At 65.3% G+C, this 21665-nt stretch carries 16 protein-coding genes; 13 read left to right on the plus strand and 3 right to left on the minus strand.

Going from position 1 to position 21665, the window contains the following annotated elements:
• Window positions 1-22: 22 nt before the first annotated feature.
• The 13 genes from I6F28_RS05875 to I6F28_RS05935 all read left to right on the plus strand — a co-directional run bounded on the left by I6F28_RS05875 (window position 23) and on the right by I6F28_RS05935 (window position 15832).
• Entirely contained in the window at window positions 23-520 is a 498-nt protein-coding gene (locus tag I6F28_RS05875) for a tripartite tricarboxylate transporter TctB family protein (RefSeq protein ID WP_036005718.1), read from the plus strand.
• A 42-nt stretch (window positions 521-562) separates the two neighbouring features.
• On the plus strand, window positions 563-2062 hold the full coding sequence (locus I6F28_RS05880) for a tripartite tricarboxylate transporter permease (RefSeq protein ID WP_036005721.1): 1500 nt from the start codon (window positions 563-565) through the stop codon (window positions 2060-2062).
• A gap of 408 nt (window positions 2063-2470) precedes the next feature.
• Window positions 2471-3763: an oxalate/formate MFS antiporter gene (oxlT, locus tag I6F28_RS05885; protein WP_036005723.1), complete on the plus strand. Its 1293-nt coding sequence runs from the start codon at window positions 2471-2473 to the stop codon at window positions 3761-3763.
• Window positions 3764-4007: 244 nt separating this feature from the next.
• Window positions 4008-5330 (plus strand): oxalate/formate MFS antiporter, encoded by a 1323-nt coding sequence (gene oxlT / locus I6F28_RS05890; protein WP_225111763.1) that lies wholly within the window; start codon window positions 4008-4010, stop codon window positions 5328-5330.
• A gap of 175 nt (window positions 5331-5505) precedes the next feature.
• Window positions 5506-5934, plus strand: coding sequence for a CBS domain-containing protein (locus I6F28_RS05895; protein WP_036005729.1), 429 nt, complete (start codon window positions 5506-5508; stop codon window positions 5932-5934).
• A gap of 180 nt (window positions 5935-6114) precedes the next feature.
• Window positions 6115-7134 carry a 2-dehydropantoate 2-reductase gene (locus I6F28_RS05900; RefSeq protein WP_225111762.1) on the plus strand — a complete coding sequence of 340 codons (1020 nt, stop codon included), beginning with the start codon at window positions 6115-6117 and terminating at the stop codon, window positions 7132-7134.
• Window positions 7134-7916, plus strand: coding sequence for a fumarylacetoacetate hydrolase family protein (locus I6F28_RS05905; protein ID WP_225139463.1), 783 nt, complete (start codon window positions 7134-7136; stop codon window positions 7914-7916). The genes I6F28_RS05900 and I6F28_RS05905 overlap by 1 nt, the downstream gene beginning before the upstream one ends.
• Window positions 7917-8484: 568 nt before the next feature.
• Complete coding sequence (locus I6F28_RS05910) at window positions 8485-8682, plus strand: hypothetical protein (RefSeq protein WP_198399686.1); 198 nt, start codon at window positions 8485-8487, stop codon at window positions 8680-8682.
• Between the two features lie 54 nt (window positions 8683-8736).
• Window positions 8737-9399: a hypothetical protein gene (locus tag I6F28_RS05915; RefSeq protein ID WP_225139464.1), complete on the plus strand. Its 663-nt coding sequence runs from the start codon at window positions 8737-8739 to the stop codon at window positions 9397-9399.
• A 312-nt stretch (window positions 9400-9711) separates the two neighbouring features.
• The gene (locus tag I6F28_RS05920) at window positions 9712-10707 is read left to right on the plus strand and encodes an NAD(P)H-dependent flavin oxidoreductase (protein ID WP_036005739.1); all 996 of its coding nucleotides are present in this window, start codon (window positions 9712-9714) and stop codon (window positions 10705-10707) included.
• A 25-nt stretch (window positions 10708-10732) separates the two neighbouring features.
• On the plus strand, window positions 10733-11704 hold the full coding sequence (locus I6F28_RS05925; RefSeq protein ID WP_225139465.1) for a zinc-binding dehydrogenase: 972 nt from the start codon (window positions 10733-10735) through the stop codon (window positions 11702-11704).
• A 208-nt stretch (window positions 11705-11912) separates the two neighbouring features.
• On the plus strand, window positions 11913-13286 hold the full coding sequence (locus I6F28_RS05930; protein ID WP_225139466.1) for a cation-efflux pump: 1374 nt from the start codon (window positions 11913-11915) through the stop codon (window positions 13284-13286).
• A 215-nt stretch (window positions 13287-13501) separates the two neighbouring features.
• Complete coding sequence (locus tag I6F28_RS05935) at window positions 13502-15832, plus strand: PAS domain-containing sensor histidine kinase (RefSeq protein ID WP_225139467.1); 2331 nt, start codon at window positions 13502-13504, stop codon at window positions 15830-15832.
• A 227-nt stretch (window positions 15833-16059) separates the two neighbouring features.
• Here I6F28_RS05935 and I6F28_RS05940 read toward each other — a convergent pair whose 3' ends face one another.
• From I6F28_RS05940 to I6F28_RS05950, 3 genes are all read right to left on the minus strand, one after another.
• Window positions 16060-16953 (minus strand): LysR family transcriptional regulator, encoded by an 894-nt coding sequence (locus I6F28_RS05940; protein ID WP_225139468.1) that lies wholly within the window; start codon window positions 16951-16953, stop codon window positions 16060-16062.
• A 186-nt stretch (window positions 16954-17139) separates the two neighbouring features.
• Entirely contained in the window at window positions 17140-20109 is a 2970-nt protein-coding gene (locus I6F28_RS05945; RefSeq protein ID WP_225139469.1) for a bifunctional [glutamine synthetase] adenylyltransferase/[glutamine synthetase]-adenylyl-L-tyrosine phosphorylase, read from the minus strand.
• Window positions 20106-21566: a sensor histidine kinase gene (locus I6F28_RS05950; protein ID WP_036005755.1), complete on the minus strand. Its 1461-nt coding sequence runs from the start codon at window positions 21564-21566 to the stop codon at window positions 20106-20108. The genes I6F28_RS05945 and I6F28_RS05950 overlap by 4 nt, the downstream gene beginning before the upstream one ends.
• Window positions 21567-21665 lie beyond the last annotated feature (99 nt).

Genomic DNA, 21665 nt, shown 5'->3' on the forward strand with positions numbered 1-21665 from the left:
TGCATTTCCGCCTGGAGGCCTCATGACTGAACGATCCCGAGCCGAATCCGGCCCCGCCCACAAGACGCTGGAAATCGGCATGGGGCTGCTGATCGGCGTGTTCGGCCTCATCGTGATCTTCGGCAGCCTCAAGGCCGGCATCAATTGGGGCCCGGAGGGGCCGCGCGCCGGATTTTTCCCGTTCTATATCGGCGCGGCCATCGTCGCGGCGAGTGCGATCAACGTCTGGAACGCGCAGCGCGACGACGACGGACGGTTGTTCGCCGAATGGGGGCAGCTGCGCCAGGTCATGAGCGTCGTGGTGCCGACCGCCATCTACGTCGGCACAATGCCGTTCATCGGCCTTTACGTCGGCTCAATGCTCTTCATCGCCTGGTTCATGCGCTGGCTCGGCGGCTATCGCTGGCTGACCGTCGCAGCGGTGGCGGTCGGCATGCCGGTCGTGACTTACCTCGTTTTCGAGCGCTGGTTCCTCGTCCCTCTGCCCAAGGGGCCGCTCGAGGAATGGCTCGGCCTGTGAGACCCATCCACCCATTCAATTGCTGCTGCAGGACGTTTTGACATGGAAGAGTTGGCCAATCTGTTTCACGGCTTCGCGGTCGCCCTGCAGCCCTACAACATCATGCTGATGGTGATCGGCATCACGCTCGGCGTCCTCATCGGCGTGCTGCCGGGGCTCGGGGGCGCCAACGGCGTCGCGATCCTGCTTCCGCTGACCTTCAGCATGCCGCCGACATCGGCCATCATCATGCTGTCCTGCATCTATTGGGGCGCATTGTTCGGGGGAGCCATCACCTCGATCCTGTTCAACATCCCTGGCGAGCCATGGTCGGTGGCGACCACCTTCGACGGCTATCCGATGGCCCAGCAGGGCAAGCCCGGCGAGGCCCTGACGGCGGCCTTTACCTCCTCCTTCGTCGGCGCGCTGTTTGCCGTCGTCATGATCACGCTGGTTGCGCCGCTCGTCGCGGGCTTTGCGCTTCGATTTGGGCCGGCGGAGAAGTTCGCGGTGTATTTCCTCGCCTTCTGCTCCTTCGTCGGCCTCAGCAAGGAGCCGCCGTTCAAGACCATCGCCGCAATGATGATCGGCTTTGCGCTCGCGGCGGTCGGGCTGGACTCGATCACCGGACAATTGCGGCTGACCTTCGGCATCACCGAACTGCTCAACGGCTTCGACTTCCTGATCGCCGTGATCGGCCTGTTCGGCATCGGCGAGATCCTGCTGACCATGGAGGAAGGGCTCGCCTTCCGCGGCGGCAAAGCCAGCATCAACCTTCGTGTCGTGCTCCAGACCTGGCGCGAGTTGCCCGCCTATTGGATGACATCGCTGCGGTCCTGCCTGATCGGCTGCTGGATGGGCGTCACCCCGGCCGGCGCGACGCCTGCTTCCTTCATGAGCTACGGCATCGCCAAGCGACTGGCGCGACGCGGCAACAATTTCGGCAAGGGCGAGATCGAGGGCGTGATCGCGCCGGAGACGGCCGCACACGCCGCCGGCACCGCGGCGCTGCTGCCGATGCTGTCGCTCGGCGTGCCGGGCTCGCCGACCGCCGCCGTGCTGCTCGGCGGCCTCTTGATCTGGGGCCTGCAGCCTGGCCCGATGCTGTTCGTCGAGCAGAAGGAATTCGTCTGGGGCCTGATCGCCTCGATGTATCTCGGCAATCTCGTCGGGCTCATCGTCGTACTCACCTGCGTGCCGATCTTCGCCGCGATCCTGCGCGTACCCTTCGGCATCATCGCGCCGTTGATCCTGGTGCTCTGCGCGATCGGCGCCTATTCGGTGCACAACAGCACCTTCGACGTGATGCTGATGTTGGTGTTCGGCGTGATCGGCTATCTCCTGAAGAAGTGCAATTACCCGCTCGCGCCGCTGGTGCTCGCCATCGTGCTCGGCGACAAGGCCGAGGAAGCCTTCCGACAATCGCTGCTGGGCTCGCAAGGATCGCTCGGGGTGTTCTTCTCCAACGGCCTCGTCAGCACCATCATGGCGCTCGGCTTGGTCGCCCTGTTCTGGTCCGCGATCCAGGAAGGCTACAGCCGGCTGCGCACGTCGATGGCGTGAGGCGGGATCTGCGCAATCCGCATCGGTACCGACGCCAAATTGCCGCACTCCAGACTTCTGGAATATAGAATTCCAGAGATTGCGCCGTCCCCGCCGACGGCGCCTCGGCGCACGCGACCAATGCAGGCCTGCAAGAACGCCAAGTGCATAGGCTTTCAACAACGCCCCGCGACGTCGACGATCCGAGATAAAGCGCTGTAAAAACAGCCTCTTAGCTTTAATCAACTGCAATCGCCGCCATCACGCCGACGCGATCGGGCTTTACATTTCCGCGCTCATAGCGCATGTGAACAAGCCCGCGCTATTTCGCCGCACCCTCCCGTCCTCGCTTGAATCTTGGCATATTGCATACCAGAGTGCGCGCCAGCGCATGCATAAAAATGATGGGCGCGTTTGGGAGGGTTTTTGATGACGGACATGGTGCAGTCGGCAGCAGCGGCCCCGAGTGCCGCGCGCGTAAGCGATGCCTATCGCTGGGCGCAATTGGCGATCGGTGTGGCGGCGATGGTGATGATCGCCAACTACCAATATGGCTGGACGTTCTTCGTCCCCGACATCCAGAAGACGTTCGGCTGGGATCGTGCCTCGATCCAATGGGCCTTCACGCTCTTCGTGTTGTTCGAGACCTGGCTGGTGCCGGTTGAAGGATGGTTCGTCGACAAATACGGCCCGCGCATCGTGGTGCTGGTCGGCGGCGTGCTCTGCGCTATCGGCTGGGCGATCAACGCGCAGGCGACCTCGCTGAACGGCTACTATCTCGGCATGATCATCGCAGGCATCGGCGCCGGCGGCGTGTACGGCACCTGCGTCGGCAACGCGCTGAAATGGTTTCCGGACAAGCGCGGTCTTGCGGCCGGCATCACGGCGGCCGGCTTCGGGGCAGGCTCCGCGCTGACCGTGGCGCCGATCCAGGCCATGATCAAGGACAGCGGATTCCAGACCACCTTCCTCTATTTCGGCCTCGGGCAAGGCATCATCATCTGCCTCCTCGCCTTCTTCCTGCTCGCGCCGAAAGCGGGCCAGGTGCCGCACGTGGTGGCGAATGCTAATATCATCCAGACCCGGCGCAACTATCAGCCGACCGAAGTGCTGCGCCAGCCGATCTTCTGGCTGATGTACTTCATGTTCGTGATCGTCGGCGCGGGTGGACTGATGGTCACCGCGAACCTGAAGCCGATCGCGGTTGACTGGAAGGTCGACAGCGTCCCTGTGACGCTGATGGCGGTGACGATGACGGCGGTGACCTTCGCGGCCACGATCGACCGCGTGCTCAACGGCCTGACGCGTCCGTTCTTCGGCTGGATCTCCGACATGATCGGCCGCGAGAACACGATGTTCATCGCCTTCGGCATGGAAGGGTTCGGCATCTGGATGCTCTACCTCTGGGGCCACGATCCGGTCTGGTTCGTGCTGCTCTCGGGCTTCGTGTTCTTCGCCTGGGGTGAGATCTACTCGCTATTCCCCTCGACCTGCACCGACACGTTCGGCACCAAGTTCGCGACCACCAATGCCGGCCTGCTCTACACCGCGAAGGGCACCGCCGCGCTGCTGGTGCCGATCGCCAACTACATGCAGCAGACATCGGGGACCTGGGACAGCGTGTTCATCATCGCGGCCGGCGCCAACATCCTGGCTTCGGTGCTGGCGATCGCGGTGCTCAAGCCCTGGCGCAAGGTCGTGGTCGCGAAATCGACGATCTGACCGGCGATACAATTCAGCAAGCACGACGCCCGGCCTCACGGCCGGGCGTTTTTCTTTGGCGATCGTCGCATCGCCTCGCCGGGGCGCGAGCGGAGCCACCAAGAAGTGACAAGTTAGGGCTTGCAATGTGGAATATCGTATACCAATCTCCGCGTCGCGCCTGCGACGATAAGCCACAATACTCGCGACACCAGGTCGTCTTGCGATCCTGTGTCACGGACAATCAGGCGCTGGGAGGTTCTCGATGATTTCCAGCCCGGACGGCGCCGTCACCGCCGCGCCGCTTCGCACCGGTTTCCGCTGGCTCCAGCTCGGCATGGGCATCGTCTGCATGGCGATGATCGCCAATCTGCAATATGGCTGGACGCTGTTCGTCGATCCGATCGATGCCGCCCACCACTGGGGGCGCACCGCGATCCAGCTCGCCTTCACCATCTTCGTCGTCACCGAGACCTGGCTGGTGCCGGTCGAGGCCTGGTTCGTCGACAAATACGGCCCGCGCATCGTCATCATGTTCGGCGGCGTGATGATCGCACTGTCCTGGATCCTCAACGCCTCCGCTGACAGCCTCACCCTGCTCTATGCGGCGGCGATCGTCGGCGGCATGGGCGCGGGTGCCGTGTACGGCACCTGCGTCGGCAACGCGCTGAAATGGTTTCCCGACCGCCGCGGCCTCGCGGCGGGCGCGACCGCTGCCGGCTTCGGCGCAGGGGCCGCGATCACCATCGTGCCGATCGCGAGCATGATCGCCTCGAGCGGCTATCAGCACGCCTTCCTCACCTTCGGCATCGCCCAGGGCCTCGTCGTGTTCGTGCTCGCCTTCTTCATCCAGCCGCCGCGCCTCTCCATTCCGCCGAAGAAGAAGCAGATCAACCTGCCGCAGACCAGGATCGATTTCACCCCGCCGCAAGTGCTGCGCAGCCCTGTTTTCTGGGCGATGTATCTCGTCTTCGTCATGGTCGCTTCCGGCGGGCTGATCACTGCGGCGCAGATCGCCCCGATCGCACGCGACTTCGGGATTGCCAACACGCCGGTGACGCTCGCCGGCTTCCAGATGGCGGCGCTGACCTTCGCGATCTCGCTCGACCGCATCTTCGACGGATTCGGGCGACCCTTCTTCGGCTGGGTCTCCGACACGATCGGCCGCGAGCCCACCATGTTCATCGCCTTCGGCACCGCCGCCTTGATGCTGCTGACGCTCTCGGCCTATGGCCGGGTGCCTGTCGTCTTCGTGCTGGCGACCGCGGTGTATTTCGGCGTGTTCGGCGAGATCTATTCGCTGTTCCCCGCAACCTGCGGCGATACCTTCGGTGCGAAGTTCGCAACCACCAACAACGGCATGCTCTACACTGCGAAGGGCACGGCTTCCCTGCTCGTCCCGCTCGCGAGCGTGATCTCGACCGCCTATGGCTGGAAGGCCGTGTTCGTGCTGGCGGTGGCACTGAATGCCATGGCGGCGCTGATGGCGCTGCTCGTGATCAAGCCGCTGCGCCGCGCCTTCATCCACGGCCAGGAAGCCGAGCGCACGGACAAAGCGACCGGCACTGCCAAGACCGAGACGGCGTGAGCTGCTGAACCTTGCCGGCTTGCGAAGGGGCGCAGCGATGCGCCCCTTTCTTTTTGGGGCACGGCGATAATGTCAGTACGCCTGTCGCAAGATTTTTCGGATCCGCCAAATCCAGCGCTTGACGATTGGCATTATGTATACCACACTTCCTCACCACTCACCCAGGGAGGTTGCAATGCTGGTCGGAGACATTCTGCGCAAGAAGACGCCGCGCGTTGTCACGGTGCGTATGAACGAAACGGTGGGGATCGCGGCCAAGCTGATGCGCGCCAACAATATCAGCGCGCTGGTGGTCAAGGATGTGGTCCGCTCCGAGGGCAACACCGCGGTCGGCATGTTCACCGAGCGCGACGTGGTGCGCGCCGTCGCCGAGCACGGCGCGGGCGCCGTCAACGTCAAAGTCTCCCAGCTGGTCTCGGTGCAGCAGCTGGTGTCCTGCACCTCCACCGACACGATCGAGCACGTCCGGCATCTGATGAACCGTCATCATATCCGCCATCTGCCCGTGATCGACGATTACAGCCTCGTCTCCGTCATCAGCATGCGCGACATCGCCGCGGCGATGGACGAGGCGCTCAACGGCACGCCGCAAGCGGCGGCTTAAAGCATGATCCGGAAAAGCGCGCAGCGGTTTTCCGACAAGATCATGCTCAAACAATAGACTAAAGCGCATCGCGCTTTAGAGCGGCAAAACTTCCCCCTGCGACTGCCGGCCCCGGCTCGGATCCTTCCGAGCCGGACCGGATCTTTCGTCCCAAAATCCGTCTCTGCTCGCGAGGATTTCATGAAGATCTGCATCTACGGCGCCGGCGCGATCGGCGGATATCTCGGGGTTCAGCTCGCGCGCGCGGGCGCCGACGTCAGCCTGATCGCACGCGGCGCGCACCTTGCCGCCATGCGCGAGCGCGGCCTGACGCTGCTCGCGGGCGAGGAAAAGCACACCGTTCATCCGCGCTGCACCGATGACCCCACCGAGCTCGGCGTGCAGGACTTCATCATCATCACGCTGAAGGCCCATTCGATCACCGGCGTAATCGAAAAGATGCAGCCGCTGCTCGGGCCTCACACCCGCATCGTCACCGCCGTCAACGGCATTCCCTATTGGTACTTCTACAAGCACGGCGGCCAATACGAGAACTCGACGCTGGAGAGCATCGATCCCGGCGGCCGGCAGTGGGGTGAGCTGGGGGCCGAGCGCGCCATCGGCTGCATCGTCTATCCCGCCACCGAGATCGAGGCGCCCGGCGTGATCCGCCACGTCTACGGCAACAACTTTCCGCTCGGCGAGCCCTCGGGCGAGATCACCTCCGACGTGCAGCGCCTCGCCGATCTCTTCGCCGCCGCCGGCCTGAAGGCTCCCGTGCTCGACCGCATCCGCGACGAGATCTGGTTGAAGCTTTGGGGCAATGTCTGCTTCAACCCGATCAGCGCGCTGACCCACGCCACGCTCGACGTGATCTGCACCGATCCCGCCACGCGCGCGCTGTCGCGCGCGATCATGGTGGAGACGCAAGCCATCGCCGAGACCTTCGGCGTCAAGTTCCGCGTCGACGTCGAGCGCCGCATCGAGGGGGCGCGCAAGGTTGGCGCGCACAAGACCTCGATGCTGCAGGATCTCGAGCGCGGCCGCCCGATGGAGATCGATCCGCTCGTCACCGTGGTGCAGGAGATGGGCCGGCTCACCGGCATCGCCACGCCCGCGCTCGATTCGGTGCTGGCCATGGTGACGCAGCGCGCCCGCATCGCCGGCCTCTATGACGGCGTCTCGACACCGGCTGATCCGCGCGCACTGGCGGTGGCGTGATGACGAGCGTGACCAAATGGCTGCGCTTCCGCCATGCCGGGACGACGGGCTTCGGCACGCTGACGTCCTCCGGCATCACCGTGCACGAGGGCGACATGTTCGGTCGCAACGCCGCAACGGGCAAGATTTTGGCGCTCTCGGAGGTCGAGCTGCTTGCGCCCTGCGTGCCCAGCAAGATCGTCGCGCTCTGGAATAATTTCCACGCGCTCGCGGCCAAGCTGAACCAGCCTGAACCGCCGGAGCCGCTGTACCTGCTCAAGGCCACCACCAGCATCGCCGCACCCGGCGCCGTGATCCGCCGCCCCTCTTATTACGACGGCAAGACCACCTATGAGGGCGAGCTCGGCATTGTCATCAGCAGGACCTGCGCCCGTGTCTCGCCAGATGAGGCCGACGGCTACATCTTCGGCTACACCTGCGTCAACGACATTACCGCCAACGACATCCTGACGCGCGACCCCACCTTCGCCCAATGGGCCCGCGCCAAGGGCATCGACGATTACGGTCCGTTCGGCCCTGTGATCGCGACCGGTCTCGATCCAGCAAAACTCACGGTTCGCACCATCCTCAACGGCGCGGAGCGGCAGAACTACCCGATCTCGGACATGATCTTCAGCGCGCAGGAGCTGGTGAGCAGGATCTCCCACGACATGACCCTCTCGCCCGGCGACCTCATCGCGGTCGGCACCTCGGTCGGCGTCGGCGTGATGAAGGAGCCCGTCAACACGGTGACCGTCGCGATCGACGGCATCGGCGAGCTCACCAACGAGTTTCGGCTGTAGACTTTTTCGCCGCCGCAGAGCAGCAAAATTGATCTGGCGCAAACCCGCCGTCGCGGCCAAGGCTACCCTCCCCGGCAAAAGATTGATTTCTGATGCAAGGGAGGACGCACATGTCGAATGCCGGCAACGCACTGCTGTGGACCGTGCTGTACTTCGCTCTCTCGTTCGCCGCGATCTTCGTGGTCTGGTTCGCCGATAGGATTCGGTCGAACTTGCTCGGGAAGCGATAGCCCCAGGGCACGTTGCTTCGTCCTAGCGCTGGCGGCTGGCCTGGGTGCAAGCGGGCCGGCACAGGGACGTGGGCGCCACCTCGCATCTTCCCGCAGCGCCTGGCGTTGACGGAATCCCGGTGCTGCGCGCTCCCGGCAAGCCCAGCGGGCCCCTGTCGGCACCAAGGGTCGGTCGCGCTCCGAAACATCCAGACACATCACATCTTCGCGCGCCCGAGCAATGCCGCCAACATGTCCCGTGCGCGCCGCAACTTGGACGCATTCGGCCGCCCTTTTGGGAGGCGTGTCTGGGGGCACGGCATGACCGTGTTTGGACCAAACCTTCTAGGGGTATCACTGTGAAGAAGATTGTATTTGCTCTGGGTGCCACGCTTGCTTTTGCGACGGCTGCAAACGCTGCGGATCTGCCGCGCCGGCAGCCGGTGCCAGCTTATCCGGGCGAGCAGGCGCCAATCGGCAAGATGCCGATCGGCAAGAGCCCGATTGGAAAGGCCCCGATCGGCAAGGCGCCGGGCCCGGTCGCCGCGCGCTACTGACGCGCAGCGAAATACGCGTCAGACATTTGCGCTCGATGGTCGAGGGGGAATAGCGTGACGAACAAAGCTGGTCGATCGGGATCCTGCATCCTCGCGGGCTTCGCTCTTGCAGCTATGCTCTCATGCACGACGCCCTCGGCCTCGGCCCATGAGACCGACAAGCAGACCGACAGGCGCGTTGCCGATGCGAACGCGCTTGCTACGACCGACACTGCCTCGCGGCCACAGCCGCAATCGACGCGGCGCTCCGTCGCGCGTGCAGAGAAAGGCCCCTATTACGTCGACTTCCGCGCCCGCACGGCCGCGAGCTGGGGCCATGCCTTCGTCTGGTACGGCAAGACCAGCGAGAAGGCCGTCGAGGTTGCGGGCCTGACACCGGCCGGCGATACGCTCGCTTACGTGCTCGGTCACATTACCTTTGTGCCATCCGAGACCGGCGCCAGCTACGGCGATCTCGATCCGGAATATCTGACCGCGAGCTATCGGGTCTATCTCAACGAAGCCGACGCCAAGCGCGTGTTCGCCTACATCAAGGAGTTGCAGGCCAGCTCGCCAGTCTGGAATGCCGAGACCATAAACTGTACCGGCTTCATCGGCGACATCGCGGAGTTCATGGGATTGAAGGTCCCCCATCGCTGGCAGCGCCCGGAAAACTTCGTCAACAGCCTCAAGGAAATCAACGGCGGGCGCCAGATGGTGCGGCTGTCGGCGAAGTAGCTCTTCGCCCCATACTCGGTGTCATTGCCCGCAGAGGCGGGCAATCCAGTATTCCAGAGACTGCGAGGGTAGAGCCGAGAGGTCGCGGCGTACTGGATACCCCGCCTTCGCGGGGTATGACGGCGGAGTTTGAGGAAAGAGCTTGCCCTCATCAGGCAGCAGCGCACCCCAATTATCCGCCCCGCGGAATCTCCTCGCCTTCCGCATGGTCGCCCCGCCGGGCGGCGCAATAGACTTTTCCCACCCCCAGCGGCATCCTGCCGCCATCAACCGAGAACAAAGCGCCACGCGGGGCGCGGGGGGAAACAGATCATGTTGCAGACACGGTTCACCAAGCTCGTCGGCGTCCAGCACCCGATCGTTCAGGGCGGCATGCAATGGGTCGGACGCGCCGAGCTGGTCGCAGCCGTCGCCAATGCCGGCGCGCTCGGCTTCATCACCGCGCTGACCCAGCCGACGCCGGAGGACCTGACCAAGGAGATCGCGCGCTGCCGCGACCTCACGGACAAGCCGTTCGGCGTCAACCTCACCATCCTGCCGGCGATCAAGCCGCCGCCCTATGCCGAATACCGCGCCGCGATCATCGAGAGCGGCATCAAGGTGGTCGAGACCGCCGGCAACAAGCCGCAGGAGCATGTCGACGAATTCAGGAAACACGGCGTCAAGGTCGTGCACAAATGCACCAGCGTCCGTCACGCGCTCTCGGCCGAGCGGATGGGCGTCGACGCCATCTCGATCGACGGCTTCGAATGCGCCGGCCATCCCGGCGAGGACGACACGCCCGGCCTGATCCTGATCCCGGCCGCCGCCGACAAGATCAAGATTCCGATGATCGCCTCGGGCGGCTTTGCCGATGGCCGCGGCCTGGTCGCGGCGCTGGCGCTGGGAGCCGAGGGCATCAACATGGGCACCCGTTTCATGGCCACCAAGGAGAGCCCGATCCATCAGCTCATCAAGGAGAAGATCGTCGCCAATGACGAGCGCGAGACCGAGCTGATCTTCCGCACCATGCGCAACACCTCGCGCGTGGCCAAGAACGCGGTCTCGACCAAGGTCGTCGCGATGGAGAAGGAAGGCGCCAAGTTCGAGGACATCCGCGAGCTCGTCGCCGGTGCCCGCGGCAAGATGGTCTATGCCACCGGCAATTCCGACGAAGGCATCTGGTCGGCCGGCCAGGTGCAGGGCCTGATCCAGGACATCCCGAGCTGTGCCGAGCTCGTCTCCCGCATCGTGCGCGAGGCGGAGGCGATCATTCGCAGCCGGCTCGAGGGGATGATCGTTCAGTCACAACGCGAAGCGGCGGAATAATCACTGCAAGACGTGAGAGTATTGCATGAAAGCCTACGTCTACGGCCCTGAAGGCGCGAGGATTTCCGACGTCGCTCAACCAAAGCCCAAAGGCACGCAGGTGCTCGTCCGCGTTCGCGCCTGCGGCCTCAACCGCGCCGACACCGGCATGCGCAAGGGCCACGCCCATGGCGCGGCCGGCGGCGTCGGCACCGTGCTGGGCATGGAATGGGCCGGTGAGGTCGCCGAGCTCGGGCCCGATGCGAAGGGCGTGAAGATCGGCGACCGCATCATGGGATCGGGCGGCGCGGCGTTCGCCGAATATACGCTGGCCGATCACGGCCGGCTGTTTCACGCGCCCTCGAACATGAATTTCGAGGAGGCCGCCACCCTCCCCGTCGCGCTCGCGACCATGCACAACGCCGTCGTCACGATCGGCGGGGTGCAGGCTGGCCAGAGCGTGCTGGTCCAGGGTGCGAGCTCCGGCGTCGGGCTGATGGCAATGCAGATCGCCCGGCTCAAGGGCGCGAAGCTGGTGATCGGCTCGTCCACCGACGCGTATCGCCGCGGCCGGCTGAAGGAGTATGGCGCCGGCCTCGCCGTCGACAGCTCCGATCCGAAATGGGTCGACGAGGCGCTGAAGGCGACGAACGGCGAAGGCGTCGACCTCGTCGTCGACCAGGTCTCGGGCAAGGTCGCCAACCAGAACCTCGCCGCGACGAAGATCAAGGGCCGCATCGTCAATGTCGGCCGCCTCGGCGGCACCCACGCCGACTTCAATTTCGACCTGCACGCGGCCCGCCGCATCGACTATGTCGGCGTCACCTTCCGTACCCGTACCATCGAGGAGGTCCGCGAGATCTTTGCCGAGGTCCGCAGGGACATCTGGGGCGCGGTGGAATCGCGCAAGCTGCAACTGCCGATCGACAAGGTGTTCGCGTTCGACGACATCGACAAGGCGTTCGAGCACATGGAAGCGAACAAGCATCTGGGGAAGATCGTGGTGACGGTGCCGTAGGGCGCCGGCAGCGGCCCGGTAGGGTGGGCAAAGCGAAGCGTGCCCACGATCTGCATCCATCGCGGACGAATGGTGGGCACGGCGCTAACGCGCCTTTGCCCACCCTACGGGGCCGGAGCAAGGCGTAGACCGCTCCTGCAACTCACTAGCGACTACATCCTGTGGATCATCGCTTGATGTCCCACACGGGGCTGCTAAATCCCCGCCCATGACCTCCCAGCATGACAAAACCTCGGTCGCGGCCATCTCGATCTTCGCCAGCGGCGGCATGGCGGCGGCCAAGTTCGCGGTCGGGATCGCGATCGGCTCACTGGCGCTGATCTCGGAAGCCCTGCATTCCCTAATCGACCTGGTTGCGACCATCATCACCTGGGCGGTGGTGCGGGTGTCCGACAAGCCCGCCGACGAGGAGCACCATTACGGCCACGGCAAGCTGGAAAGCATCTCCGCGCTCGGCGTCACCGCCCTGCTCTACGTGCTGGCCGGGGGCATCCTGGTCGAGGCCTATAGCCGGCTGCGCGAAGGAACCCCGCCGCCGACCATCTCGGCCGTGCCGTTCGTGGTGCTGGTGATCGATATCGCCGTCAATCTCTGGCGCGCCCGCGCCCTGCACCGTGCCGCGCGGGAGACCAGAAGCCAGGCCTTGGCGGCCGACGCGTTGCATTTCGCCTCGGACGTGATGGGCTCCTGCGCCGTGATCGTGGGCCTGATCCTGGCCGGGCTCGGCTTCTGGTGGGGTGACACCGCGGCGGCCGCAGCGGTTGCCGTGATGATCGCAGCGCTCGGCCTGCGCATGGCCGGCTCGACCGTGCAGACGCTGGTCGATCGCGCTCCCGAAGGCGCGCAGGAGAAGGCCAAAGCGGCGATCCGCAGTGTGCCCGGCGTGATCGACGTCGAACGCTTGCGCGTGCGCATGGTCGGAGCGACCACGTTCATCGACACTATTGCGAAGGTGCCGCGGACCTATCCGATCGACCGGGTCGAGGACATCAAGCGCAACGCGCAGGCCGCCGTCGCCAAGGCTTTCGGCGATGCCGACCTTACCTTCGCCGCAGTGCCCGTCGCGCGCGACAACGAGACCGTGCGCGACCGCATCATGGTGATCGCGCGCAATTCCGCCCTCGCCGTCCACCACGTCACGGTGCACGATCTCGGCGTCAAGCTGATCGTCAGCATCGACCTCGAGGTCGATGCCAACATGCAGCTCGAGGCCGCGCACGACATCGCCAACACGCTGGAGCGCAACATCCAGGAGGAGTTTGGCGAGGACGTCGAGGTCGACGTTCACATCGAGCCGCTGGAACCGGAACTTCCGTTCGGGGTCGATGCCACGCCGGACCGGGTGCGGACCATCGCCGCCGCGCTGACGGAATATGCCGCCGGCGGCGAGATCCACGACATCCACAATGTGCGCGTCCGCAACACGGATGCCGGCGAGATCGTCAACTTCCACTGCCGCGCAACACCGTCGATGAGCGTGATCAAGGTGCACGAGCATGTCGACGCGATCGAGCGTGCGTTGCGGCGCGCGTTCCCGAGCGTGAAGCGCGTCATCAGCCACGCCGAGCCGCCGCGGGCGTGATGAAGAATGCGCGACGAGTCACACGTTCTCGTTTCGGACTCGTTGCACCCGTGCCTTTGCGGACGCGCGACGCACAAACTGCGTGTTGGATAAGAATAATTTCGCGTTAACGATTCGTTGACTCTCGACAGCCCGCGAAAACTGGATTCAAATCGGTGTGATTCGGAAGTGACGTGGGGCTGCTTCCGGAACTCGTTTTTCAGGGGGCCGAAGGCATGTCGCGTGCAGACGCCGCGAACGCGTGCGTCCAATCCGATTCGATCAAGGGATTGGCGCAATCGATCGCGAAACCTGCCTATCATCGGCTGTTGATCGCGGAGCCGGCGCTGCGTCGCGCCGTGCCGACGCTCATCATCGCCTTCCTGATCACGATCTGCCTCGGTGCCTTCGTGCAGGTGGTCGATCAAACGCGCCAGAAGCGGCTGGTGATCCGACACGACATTTCGGCGCTCGCCGACCTGCTCGCCGAGCGCATCGACCGCCTCACTTCGGTTCGCCAGGAGCGGCTCAAGACCATCGAGGGCCTGCCGACGCTGCTGCCTGATCTCATTCCGTCCTGGGCCACGGCCTCGGGCCGGCACGTCATCGTCACCTCCGCCGGCATCGACCGCCGCATCCTCGCGCGCATCCCGGCCGACAGCGACCCGATCGGCAACGACCGCCTGCTCGATGCGATCACGACCGCGCAGCTGGTCGCGGCGCCGCCACGCGACGCCAACGTCTCCGACCTGACGCTGCCGAGCGGCAACGCGGCGATGGCGACCTCGCGGCAGATCAAGTCACTGCCCGGCTTCGTCACCGTGATCCAGGAGCGCAACGAGCCGATCTGGGGCTCGGACGCCGCGCTTTCAGTGACGCTGTCGGCGACCACGGGCTTCGTCGTCCTGATCCTGGGCTTCGCCTTCCACTGGCAGTCGACCCGCGCCCGCGAAGGCGACCTCATCAACGACGCGGTGCGCGGCCGCATCGACACGGCGCTCAACCGCGGCCGCTGCGGGCTGTGGGACTGGGACCTGTCGCGCGGCCGGATCTTCTGGTCGCAGTCGATGTTCTCGATCCTCGGTCTCGACGGCCGTCACGAACTCCTCACCTTCGGAGAGGTCAATGCGCTGGTGAAGTCCGACGACATCGACCTGTTCGCGATCGCCGACCAGCTCATCTCCGAGAAGATCGACCATATCGACCAGACCTTCCGCATGCAGCATGTCGACGGCCACTGGATCTGGCTCCGCGTCCGCTGCGAGAAGACGCGCGGGGCGACCGATTCCAGCGTCCACCTGATCGGGATCGCCGTCGACATCACCGAGCAGAAGAGCCTCGCCGAAAAGACCGTGGAAGCCGACCTCCGCCTGCGCGACGCGATCGAGACCATTCCGGAGGCCTTCGTGCTGTGGGATGCGAGCGACCGCCTGGTGCTCTGCAACTCGCACTTCCAGCGCCTGCACAAGCTGCCCGACAGCGCCGTCATCCCCGGCACCTCCTACGAGACCGTGCTCGAGGTCGGCCGCATGCCGGAGGTGCGCACCCGCCACAACGAGACCGCGGCCCAAGGCCCGGGGGCGCGCACCTTCGAGGCGCAGCTCGACGACGGCAGCTGGCTGCACATCAGCGAGCGCCGCACCAAGGACGGCGGCTACGTCTCGGTCGGCACCGACATCACCCGTATCAAAGAGCACGAGCAGAAGCTGGTCGACAATGATCTGCGCCTGCGCGCCACCGTCATCGATCTCAAGCGCTCGCAGGCCGCGCTGGAGCGCCAGGCGGTCGAGCTCGCCGACCTCGCCGAGAAGTACCAGCGCGAGAAGACCCGCGCCGAGGAAGCCAACCAGACCAAGTCGAAATTCCTCGCCAATATGAGCCACGAGCTGCGCACGCCGCTCAATGCCATCATCGGCTTCTCCGAGATCATGGGCTCGGGCATGTTCGGCGAGCTCGGCAGCGAGAAGTACCAGGAATATTGCCAGGACATCCTGACCAGCGGCCATTATCTGCTCGAGGTCATCAACGACATCCTCGACATGTCCAAGATCGAGGCCGGCCGCATGAAGCTCGACATGGAGGAGCTCGACCTCGCGCAGACGCTCGCCGAATCCTTGCGCGTCGTCACCGGCCGCGCGCAGGACAAGCACCTGACGCTGGATGCCGACATCGCAAAATCCATCTCGGTCGTCGCCGACCGCCGCGCCACCAAGCAGATCATCGTCAACCTGCTCTCCAATGCCGTGAAGTTCACGCCGGACGGCGGACGCGTCGTGGTGCGCAGCCGGCAGCTCGACGACAGGATCGTGCTGATGATCGCCGACACCGGCATCGGCATCGCGCCGCATTCGCTGGCGCGGCTCGGGCGCCCGTTCGAGCAGGTCGAGAGCCAGCTCACCAAGACCTATCACGGCTCGGGCCTCGGCCTCGCCATCGCCCGCTCGCTGGCGCAGCTCCACGGCGGCTCGATGCGCCTGCGCTCGAAGATCGACGTCGGCACCGTCGTGCGCGTGACCCTGCCGCGGGATGCGGTGAAGGCGGGATCGGGGATATCGGCTGCGGCTTAAAACCGCGAGCAACGATCGAGTCAGTTTCGATCTGGGATGCCCTTCTCCCCTTGTGGGAGAAGGTGGCGCGAAGCGCCGGATGAGGGGTGTCTATCCACGCGCAATACTTTCGGGAGGAGAGATACCCCTCACCCGTCTCGCCGCTACGCGGCGAGCCACCCTCTCCCACAAGGGGAGAGGGGAAGAAGAGCTCTCGGTTCACTCGGCTCAGCCAAAAGACCTTCCGCTTACGATTGCAGCGTCGGCGCGACTTCGCGCGCGACGTTGACCAGAGCTGCAATCAGTGGCGTCATGGGATCGCGCTGCGGGATCACCAGGCCGATGCTGTAAGTGACTTCGGGGTCGACGATCGGGATCGACCGCACGGTGTCGGACAGGCCGAGTGTCTCGGCGAGCTTGGCCGGCATCACACTCGCCCAGCGCCCGGTCTTGACGTGTGTGAACAGCACCAGCAGCGAATTCGACGTCAGCGTCGGCGTCGCCTCCGCGCCGACCGATCGCAGCGCGCGGTCGATGATGCGGCGGTTCTGCATGTCGGGCGTCAAGAGGCACAGCGGCACTTGCCCGACCTCGGTCCAGGTCACCGTCTCGCGATCGCCGAACATCGCGTCCGGCGCGGTGAGCAGGCGATAGCTCTCGTTGTAGAGCGGGATGGTGCGCACCTTGCCGATCGGCTCGTTCTCGATATAGGTCAGCCCCGCATCGACCTCGAGATTTTCCAAGAGCCCCAGCACCTCGGACGAGGTGGTGGACTGGATGCGGAAGCGCACGTCCGGATGCTTGGCACGGAACGGCGTCGTCAGCGCGGCGACCATGCCGAGCACGGTCGGGACCGCCGCGATCCGGATCTCGCCGGAGAGCTGATGCTTCAGCCCGTTGATCTCGTCGCGCATTGCGCGGGCATCGCCGACGATCCGCCGCGCCCAGTCCAGCGCCCGCTCGCCTTCGGGGGTAAATCCCTGAAAGCGCGAGCCGCGCTGGACCAGCATCACGCCGAGAATCTCCTCGAGCTGCTTGAGCCCGGTCGACATCGTCGGTTGCGTCACGCCGCAGGCCTCGGCCGCGCGTCCGAAATGACGCTCCTTCGCCAGCGCCAGCAATAGTTCAAGCTTGTCGATCAACCGGCCGTCCCCTCGGATTCCATCGTGGCACGCAAGCTAGCACGCCGGGCCTGCACCAACACGCAAAAACCCGCAGCCGACCGAACTTTCATGACCAATCCGTATCGATCGATTGCGGTTGCAAATCGATCAGAATCCGCAATCGCAGCTTCTGAGCGATGAGCTCGGTCACCGCGCTGAAGCAGGCTATGACCCTTCCAGCAGCGCCCTGAACACGCGCCGCACCTCGCTCTGGGTCTCCTTCACCCGCGCCTCCAGCGAGGAGAAATCCGGCGCGTCGCCGGCGCGCGCCATGACGCGTTGCAGGTCGGTGCCGGCGGTATCAGGCTTGAAGCGCTCGCTGACGCAGAGCCGCAGGATCTGGGTGAGGTCGTGATAGAGCCGCGCCGCGGCCCGCAGGATCTCCGTCTCCGATTGTGCGAGCACGCCGATCCTGCAGGCGTTCTCCAGCACCTGCATGGTGCTGACGTCGAGAATCTCGGGCTTGTCGTGCGCGTGCACGAGCTGGAGATACTGCGCGATGAAGTCGATATCGACCATGCCGCCGGCGGCATGCTTGAGATCCCAGCAATCCGCCTCGCCCTTCTCCTGCGCGATCGCGCGCCGCATGTCGGCGACGTCGTTGGCGGTGATGGCGGGATCGCGGCGGCGGGTGAGGACATCGCGGATGACGCGCTCGATCCGTTCCCGGAATTCGGGCGAAGCCGAGACCACGCGCGCACGCGTCAATGCCATGTGCTCCCAGGTCCAGGCTTCGTTGGCCTGGTAGTCCGCGAACGAGACGAGGCTCGAAGCCACCGGACCTGCGCGTCCCGAGGGCCGCAGCCGCATGTCGATCTCGTAGAGCACGCCGTAATTGGTGCGGGTCGTGAAGGCGCTGATCAGGCGCTGGGTGAAACGGGCGAAATAGTGTGCGCCGTGAAGCGATTTCACCCCGTCGGAGTCCGGATGGTCGCCGTCGAAATCATAGAGCAGGATCAGGTCGAGATCGGACGAGGCCGTCATCTCGCGGCTGCCGAGCCGGCCCATCGCGACGATCGCGGTCTCCTGACCCTTGATGCGGCCGTGCTGGGCGGCGAAGCGATCGGCGACGAGACCGTGCACGGTGTGGACGATTCCCTCCGCGACGTCGGCGAAGGCCGTGCTCGCCTGCTGCGCCGAGACGGTGCCGGAGAGGATGCGCGTGCCGATCAGGAACAGGCTCTCCTGCCCGAACAGGCGCAGGCGATCGAGGAACTCCTCGTATGAGCCGGCGTCCTGCACGGTGGTCGCGAGCCGCCCCGACAATTCCTGCCTGTCGGGCATGGCGCCGAAGAAGCGCGGATCGATCAGGCCGTCCATCAGCTGAGGCTGCCGCGCCAGCATGTCGCCGAGCCGCGGCGCGGCTCCCAGCACCAGCGCCACCAGCGCGACGAGATCGCGGTTCTGGCCGAGCAGCGTGATCAGCCGGCCGCCGCGCTGCAGCGCGCCGAGGAAATGATCGAACGAAACGACGGCGCGATCCGGCTCTTCGGCATGGGCAAGGCCGTCGATCAAGGCCGGCACGAACTCGACGAAGGCGCTTCGCGTCGCCTCAACGCGGAAGACGCGATAGTCGCCGGTGATCCAGTCGCGCACCGTCTGCGCGACCGCGGCGGGCTTCTTGAAGCCGAGCGTCGCGAGGTGCTGCAGCAGGCGCGGATCATCGGGGCCCGCACCGTAGTCGAGCGCCGGCAGCCTCGCCGTGCCGGTGGGGTCATCGCCCTCGAACAGTTTTTCGTAATGGCCCTGGACGATCTGGAGCTGGCGCAAGAGGTCGCGCGCAAAGGCCTCCCGAGTCCGATAGCCGAAGAACCACGCAAAGCGCTCGACCGCTTGCTTGTCCTCCGGCAGCGTGTGGGTTTGCTCGTCGGCGATCATCTGCAGGCGATGCTCGACACGGCGCAGGAATTCGTAGGCGGTCGCCAGCTCGTCACGCGCCGCCACAGTGATCCAGTTGCTGGCGGCGAGCACGTCAAGCGCCCGCAGTGTCGGCCGCACCCGCAATTCCGGATGGCGGCCGCCGGCAATCAATTGCTGGGTCTGCGCGAAGAATTCGATCTCGCGAATGCCGCCGCGTCCGACCTTGACGTTGTGGCCCTCGACCGCAACCTCGCTCTGGCCGCGATAGGTCTGCATCTGCCGCTTCATGTCGTGTACGTCGGCAAGTGCGGCAAAGTCGAGATGCTTGCGCCAGACGAACGGCCCGATCTCGGCGAGCAATGCCTCGCCCGCTTTTGAATCGCCGGCACAGGTCCGCGCCTTGATCATCGCGGCGCGCTCCCAGGTGCGCCCTTCCCGCTCGTAATAGTTCAGCGCGGCGTCCCGCGAGATCGCCACCTGCGTCGAGGACGGATCGGGCCGCAGCCGCAAATCGACGCGGAAGACGTAACCATCATAGGTGCGCTGCTGCAGGATGCGCGCCATGCCTTGCGTCACGCGGACGAAGAACGGCTGCGGCTCGATATCGGGCGCGAGGGTCGTCGCATCGGGATCGAAGAACACGATGAGATCGATATCGCTGGAATAGTTCAGCTCGCCCGCACCCATCTTGCCCATCGCGAGCACGATCAGCCCGCAGCCCTCTTCGGGTGCCTCGGGATTGGGCGGTGAGAGCTTGCCGCGTGCGGCTTCCTGCCGCAGCAGATATTGCAGTGCCGCCTGCACCGAGGACACCGCGACATCGGTCAGCGCCGCCGTCACCCGCATCACCGGCCAGACACCGCCGATATCGCACAGCGCGATCAGGAGCGCAGCCTCAGCCTTCATGCGGCGGAGCAGCCGCATCACCTCGGCCTCCTCCGAAGCCGCGAGCACCGCGCTGCGCGCCTCCGCGATCAGCGCCGTCAGATGCGCATCCGGATCGCATTCGAGCAGCCGGATCAGGCGCAAGGTATCGGCGCGCACCAGTTCGAACAGATAGGGCGAGAATTCCGCAATCCCGGTCAGGATCTCGCGGGCGAAGGGATGGCCGAGATGCGTTTCGAGACGGGCCGATTGTGCCGGCTCGAGCTCGGCCAGCCAGCTTTCGAAACGGGGTTCATCGGTTGCGGAAGCGGCAATATGGGGAGCCTCCGCGAAGCGTGCGGCCAGCCTCTCACCATGCTTGTCCGCGTTTCCCGGCGCGGAGTGGTTCATGCCACCTTCTGTGGCACATCCGGTGTTGGCGGAGCAACCCTGTCGCCGGCGCCCGCGCGCGCCGGCAGCACGAGCGTGGCGACGAGGCCGGGATGGGCATCGCCCAAGCGCAATTCGCCGCCGTGCAACGTCGCCACCGCCGAGGCGAGGCTGAGGCCGAGGCCCGAGCCCGGCAGCGTGCGGCTGGCCTCCAGCCGCACGAATCGCTCGATGACGTGCTTGCGGTCGGCTTCGGGGATGCCGGGGCCGCGATCGGTGACGCTGAGCAGCACCTGGTCGCCCTCGCGCCTCGCCTCGATCGTGATTTGCCTCGCGTCCATGCTGACCACGGTTCCCGCCGGCTGTGCCGCGGGCTGGCCGTATTTGATCGCGTTCTCGACAAGATTGGCAAGCGCCTGGCTGATCAGCTCGCGATTGGCATGAACCGGCGTCGGCTCGCACTTGACCTTCAGGGTCATGCCGTCGTCCTCGGCGAGCGGCTCGTAGAGCTCGTGGATGCCCTCCGCGACCTCCGCGGCATCGAAGTCGTCCATGTTGCCGCGCGCCTGTCCGGATTCCGCGCGCGCGATCATCAGAAGCGCATTGAAGGTCCGGATCAGCCCGTCGGACTCCTCGATGGTCCGCTCCAGCGCGGCGCGATAATCCGCCTCGCAGCCCGATTTCGCCAGCGCCTCCTCGGCGCGATTGCGCAGCCGCGTCAGCGGCGTCTTGAGGTCGTGGGCGATGTTGTCGGAAACCTCCTTCAGCCCCGCCATCAGCGCCTCGATCCGCTCCAGCATGGCGTTCAGGTTCTCGGCGAGGCGATCGATCTCGTCGCCGCTGCGCCCCACGGGCAGGCGCTCGCTGAGATCGCCGGTCATGATCCGCTGCGCCGTGCCGGTCATCGCGTCGATGCGCCTCAGCACCCGCCGCGCGACGAAGATGCCGCCGCCGAGGCCGAGCACGACGACGATCAAGACCGAAAACTGCGCCGCCTTGGCGACGATGCCGAACAGGCGCCGCCGCTCGGCCAAGTCGCGGCCGATCAGAAGCCGGAAGCCGTTCTCCAATTCGGTGACGCGAACGAGCGCGCGATGATCGCGGTCATCGCTGTCCTCGATCCGCCGGTAGGCTGTCTCCGACCAGCCGCGCGTCGCCATAACGCCCGGCGCCAGCGAGCCGACATTGCCGGCGATCGCCTGGCCCGTCGGCGTGGTCACGAGATAGAGATTGGCGCCTGGCCGCAGCGCCCGATACTCGATCGTGCGCACGAGACCGACTAGGCCGCGGCGGTCGTAGATCTCGTTGATCTCCGAGGTCTCGGCATTGACGGTCTGCGTGATCTCCTCGGTGATCAGCCGCCGCGTATTCCAGGCGAAATAGGCCAGCAGCGAGGCCGCGAACATCGCGAACAGCAGCAGATAGACCAGCGTCAGCCGGAACGCCGTGGTGCGGACGAGTTTACCGAATGCCGTCACGGATCATGTACCCAGTTTCAGCCACGCGCCTGCATCACGAGCATCGAAACTCACGTATTTCGCTTTGTTTACAATAACATAGCCTATAGATTGTCGCAC

This window comes from Bradyrhizobium sp. NBAIM14 (assembly GCF_020193895.1).
GTDB classification, from domain to species: Bacteria; Pseudomonadota; Alphaproteobacteria; order Rhizobiales; family Xanthobacteraceae; genus Bradyrhizobium; species Bradyrhizobium yuanmingense.

Excerpts from the sequence above, each read along its gene's own strand:
- I6F28_RS05875 (WP_036005718.1), top strand. The coding sequence starts at position 23 with ATGACTGAACGATCCCGAGCCGAATCCGGCCCCGCCCACAAGACGCTG.
- I6F28_RS05880 (WP_036005721.1), top strand. The coding sequence starts at position 563 with ATGGAAGAGTTGGCCAATCTGTTTCACGGCTTCGCGGTCGCCCTGCAG.
- oxlT (WP_036005723.1), top strand. The coding sequence starts at position 2,471 with ATGACGGACATGGTGCAGTCGGCAGCAGCGGCCCCGAGTGCCGCGCGC.
- oxlT (WP_225111763.1), top strand. The coding sequence starts at position 4,008 with ATGATTTCCAGCCCGGACGGCGCCGTCACCGCCGCGCCGCTTCGCACC.
- I6F28_RS05895 (WP_036005729.1), top strand. The coding sequence starts at position 5,506 with ATGCTGGTCGGAGACATTCTGCGCAAGAAGACGCCGCGCGTTGTCACG.
- I6F28_RS05900 (WP_225111762.1), top strand. The coding sequence starts at position 6,115 with ATGAAGATCTGCATCTACGGCGCCGGCGCGATCGGCGGATATCTCGGG.
- I6F28_RS05905 (WP_225139463.1), top strand. The coding sequence starts at position 7,134 with ATGACGAGCGTGACCAAATGGCTGCGCTTCCGCCATGCCGGGACGACG.
- I6F28_RS05920 (WP_036005739.1), top strand. The coding sequence starts at position 9,712 with ATGTTGCAGACACGGTTCACCAAGCTCGTCGGCGTCCAGCACCCGATC.
- I6F28_RS05925 (WP_225139465.1), top strand. The coding sequence starts at position 10,733 with ATGAAAGCCTACGTCTACGGCCCTGAAGGCGCGAGGATTTCCGACGTC.
- I6F28_RS05930 (WP_225139466.1), top strand. The coding sequence starts at position 11,913 with ATGACCTCCCAGCATGACAAAACCTCGGTCGCGGCCATCTCGATCTTC.
- I6F28_RS05935 (WP_225139467.1), top strand. The coding sequence starts at position 13,502 with ATGTCGCGTGCAGACGCCGCGAACGCGTGCGTCCAATCCGATTCGATC.
- I6F28_RS05945 (WP_225139469.1), bottom strand. The coding sequence starts at position 20,109 with ATGAACCACTCCGCGCCGGGAAACGCGGACAAGCATGGTGAGAGGCTG.